6 protein-coding genes are annotated in these 3,118 nt (G+C 72.9%); 4 read left to right on the top strand and 2 right to left on the bottom strand.

The annotated features are described in order from the left end of the window. Window positions 1-97: 97 nt before the first annotated feature. A complete protein-coding gene (locus G5C65_RS34410) occupies window positions 98-247 on the top strand; it encodes a hypothetical protein (RefSeq protein WP_165302989.1) in 150 nt (49 codons plus the stop codon). Here the strand turns inward: G5C65_RS34410 and G5C65_RS34405 are convergent. Then, window positions 244-693: an ATP-binding protein gene (locus G5C65_RS34405; RefSeq protein WP_165302988.1), complete on the bottom strand. Its 450-nt coding sequence runs from the start codon at window positions 691-693 to the stop codon at window positions 244-246. The two genes, G5C65_RS34410 and G5C65_RS34405, sit on opposite strands and share 4 nt — an antisense overlap. A gap of 114 nt (window positions 694-807) precedes the next feature. Between G5C65_RS34405 and G5C65_RS34400 the strand changes: the two genes are divergently transcribed. Further along, window positions 808-1,629, top strand: a complete 822-nt coding sequence (locus tag G5C65_RS34400) for a helix-turn-helix domain-containing protein (RefSeq protein WP_165302987.1) — start codon at window positions 808-810, stop codon at window positions 1,627-1,629. After that, entirely contained in the window at window positions 1,626-1,871 is a 246-nt protein-coding gene (locus tag G5C65_RS34395) for a DUF397 domain-containing protein (RefSeq protein WP_165302986.1), read from the top strand. Before G5C65_RS34400 ends, G5C65_RS34395 begins: the two co-directional genes overlap by 4 nt. On the opposite strand, the gene G5C65_RS34390 is transcribed toward G5C65_RS34395, so the two are convergent. Then, window positions 1,858-2,748 carry a LysR family transcriptional regulator gene (locus tag G5C65_RS34390; RefSeq protein ID WP_206442595.1) on the bottom strand — a complete coding sequence of 297 codons (891 nt, stop codon included), beginning with the start codon at window positions 2,746-2,748 and terminating at the stop codon, window positions 1,858-1,860. The two genes, G5C65_RS34395 and G5C65_RS34390, sit on opposite strands and share 14 nt — an antisense overlap. A 75-nt stretch (window positions 2,749-2,823) precedes the next feature. On the opposite strand from G5C65_RS34390, the gene G5C65_RS34385 reads away from it, so the two are divergent. Beyond that, window positions 2,824-3,118: LLM class flavin-dependent oxidoreductase (locus G5C65_RS34385; protein WP_206442594.1), on the top strand; the 295-nt coding region annotated here is incomplete at its 3' end.

Below are 3,118 nucleotides of genomic sequence, written 5' to 3'. Positions count from 1 at the left end.
ACGGGAGATTGCGGCGGTTGGATCGCGTACATACGTCTACGGTGACGCCCCGAGCGCCGGGTGACCAGCATCGGGACTAGTAGCGCGCAACCGGTAGGTGCACCATGACCGCGCTCCCCCGGAGGCCCGCCGGGACTTCCGCCGCGTCAACCTGCTCACCGGCTGCTACGCCGCGCTGGGCCTGCTGACCCTCGGCGTCGTCGCGATCGCCAACAGCAGGCGGACGCGCTCGGCGTTCCGCCGCTAGAGTCCGCCCGCGCCGATCTCGGCCCACACCGTCTTCAGCGGGGCGGGCCCCTCCACCACGCCCCAGCGCGTGCTGAGGGCCTCCACGATCGCCAGCCCCCGCCCGCCCTCGTCGTCGGGCGCGGGCCGCGGCACCGGCGCGGGGGGCGGCAGCAGCTCGCACCGCGTGTCCGTCACCTCGATCCGCACTGTCTCGCGGCCGTCGAGAACCAGCCGCAGCTCGAAGTCCCGCCCCGGCACCCGGCCGTGCAGCACGGCGTTCGCCGCCAGCTCCGCGACGACCGCGCCGACGGCCTCCGAAGCGGGCGCGCCGAACGGCACCCCCCACGCCTCAAGCTGGTGGAGGGCGAGCAGCCGGGCGAGTCGCGCCCCGCGCCGGGTGGCGGAGAAGCGCTGGCTGAACACACGTACGGTCACGGGAGATTGCGGCGGTTGGATCGCGTACATACGTCTACGGTGACGCCCCGAGCGCCGGGTGACCAGCATCGGGACTAGTACGGTAGGTGACCGTACCACTCCGCAGCGTCGACAGTACTGTGCCATCTCAGTGACCCTGGGTGGATGACGGACTACGAAGAGCCCGAATCCTCCGACAGCCTCCGGGCGTTCGGGGAGATCGTCGCGAGCTTCCGGGAGCGCGCCGGCCTGACACAACCCCAGTTCTCCGACCTCGTGCGGTACTCGCTGCACACGGTCCGCTCAGTGGAGCAGGGCCGCAGGTTTCCGCCACCCGACTTCCCCGACCGCGCCGAGCACGTGCTGGACGCCTTCGGCACGATCAAGAGGGCCGCCAAGCACCTGTCCCGGAACCCGGGGCTCGCGGCGTGGTTCCGCCAGTGGGCCAAGCTGGAGCGGAGCGCGGCGACCCTCTACACCTACGAGTGCCGGATCATTCCGGGGCTGCTCCAGACGGAGGCGTATATGCGGGCCGCGTACGAGGGCCGGGTACCGCCGCTCCCGGACGCCCGGCTCGAAGCGCAGGTCGCCGCGCGCCTGGACCGGCAGGGGATGCTGCGCGAGCGGCAGGGGACGGCGTTCAGCTTCATCGTCGAGGAGGCGCTGCTCCGGCGCCGGACGGGCGGCGCCGAGGTGACCCGCGAGCTGATCGGCTCCCTGCTGGAGCTGACAAGGCTGCGCAACGTCGACATCCAGATCATGCCGCTGGTGCAGGAGGTCCACGCCGGGCTGGACGGCCCCCTCCGGCTCCTGGAGACGCCGGACGGCAAGTGCTACGGGTACTGCGAGGGCCAGCGCGGCGGCCTCCTCATCTCTGACGCGAAAGAGGTCAGCGTCCTCCAGGGCCGGTATGCAAGTATGCGATCACAGGCCCTCACCCCGAAGGACTCGGTGGGCCTGCTGACGCAACTGCGAGGAGAGCTATGAACACCAGCGAACTGGCCTGGTTCAAGTCGAGCTACAGCGGCACCGACGGCGACAGCTGCGTCGAAGTCGCCCTCACCTGGCGCAAGTCCAGCTACAGCGGCACCGACGGCGACGACTGCGTCGAGGTCGCGGCCTCCCCCTCCGCCGTCCACATCCGCGACACCAAGGACAGAGCCCTCCCCGGCCTCGCCGCCTCCCCCGGCGCCTGGGCGGCGTTCACCTCCCGCCTCAAGGCGTACTGAACGCGTCAACGGCAGTCTGTACGCACTTCTCGTCGAATCTCTCCGAGGCCACCAGACCGCCCGGGATCTCCAGCGGCGGCGACAGGGGCACTCCGGTCACCCGGGGCGAGGGCCAGGCGGCCAGCACCTCGGCGGAGGCGAGGGTCCAGGAGGCGGGGCCGGTGCCGATCTCGATGAGGGTGTCCGGCACGGTCCCCGCCGGGCGGCCCAGCACCGGCCGTACGCCCGCCGCCTCGAACGCGCGCGTCACCGCGTCGTGCAGCGGCGCGTCCCGCTCGTATGCGGGGTGGCGGAACGGGAGCGCGGCGAGGTCCGCCAGCGACACCGGCCCGCCCCCGCTCAGCGCGTGCCCGGTCGGCAGCACGGCGTACAGCTCCTCCGTCCACACGGGCAGCACCCGCAGCCGCGCCTCCCGCTCGACGCCCCGTACGAGCGCGAAGTCCAGCTCCCCCTCCCGTACGCCCTCCAGCCGGGCGCAGACCGGGCGGTCGACCAGCACCGGCTCGATGTCGGGGTGCACGACGCGCAGCGCCGCGACGCCGCGCTCGGCGTGCGCCGTGAGGTCGGGTCCGGTGCCGATCCGCATCGTGCCGGCCGAGCCGGAGCGCAGCGCGCGGGCCCGCGTGCGGACGCGTTCGGCGGCGGCCAGGGTCTCGCGGGCCTGGCCGAGGAGTTCGCGTCCGGCGGCGGTGAGCCGCACGCGCCGGGTGGAGCGGTCGAAGAGCCGCAGGTCCAGCTCCCGCTCCAGACGGGCGATCTGCTGGCTGACGGCGGGCTGCACGATGTGCAGCCGTTCGGCGGCGCGCCCGAAGTGCAGTTCCTCGGCCACGACCACGAAATAGCGCAGGGCCCGCAGTTCCACGCCCGTCGCCCCCATTCATCACGTCGGATGATTGCTGTGCGGAGCAAACGCGTCTGGTTCCCCGGAGGTTCCCGGACTTGACTCGTCGGCATGGACGAGATGCGCATCGGAGTGCACACGGCGGACACCGGGCTCACCGGGCCCGGGATGGTGGAGGCGGTACACGACATCGCGGCGCGCGGCTTCGCGCAGGCGTGGCTGAACCAGGGGCCCACAGGGCACGATCCGCTGCCGGTGCTGGCGGCGGCCGGAGCGGTGGGCCCGCCGGGTTTCGAGCTGGGGACGGCCATCGTCCCGACGCCTCCGCGCCACCCCGTGAGCCTGGCGGCGACGGCGCTGACGGTGCAGTCGCTGACGGGCGGGCGGCTGGTGCTGGGGGTGGGGC

The sequence above is a fragment of the Streptomyces boncukensis genome, assembly GCF_011045075.1.
GTDB classification, from domain to species: domain Bacteria; phylum Actinomycetota; class Actinomycetes; order Streptomycetales; family Streptomycetaceae; genus Streptomyces; species Streptomyces boncukensis.
Note: the sequence above shows the minus strand (reverse complement) of the source record. Positions and strands in the feature narration are given on the sequence as shown.

Coding starts and splice junctions, on each gene's coding strand:
- G5C65_RS34405 (WP_165302988.1), bottom strand. CDS start 693: ATGTACGCGATCCAACCGCCGCAATCTCCCGTGACCGTACGTGTGTTC.
- G5C65_RS34400 (WP_165302987.1), top strand. CDS start 808: ATGACGGACTACGAAGAGCCCGAATCCTCCGACAGCCTCCGGGCGTTC.
- G5C65_RS34395 (WP_165302986.1), top strand. CDS start 1,626: ATGAACACCAGCGAACTGGCCTGGTTCAAGTCGAGCTACAGCGGCACC.
- G5C65_RS34390 (WP_206442595.1), bottom strand. CDS start 2,748: ATGGGGGCGACGGGCGTGGAACTGCGGGCCCTGCGCTATTTCGTGGTC.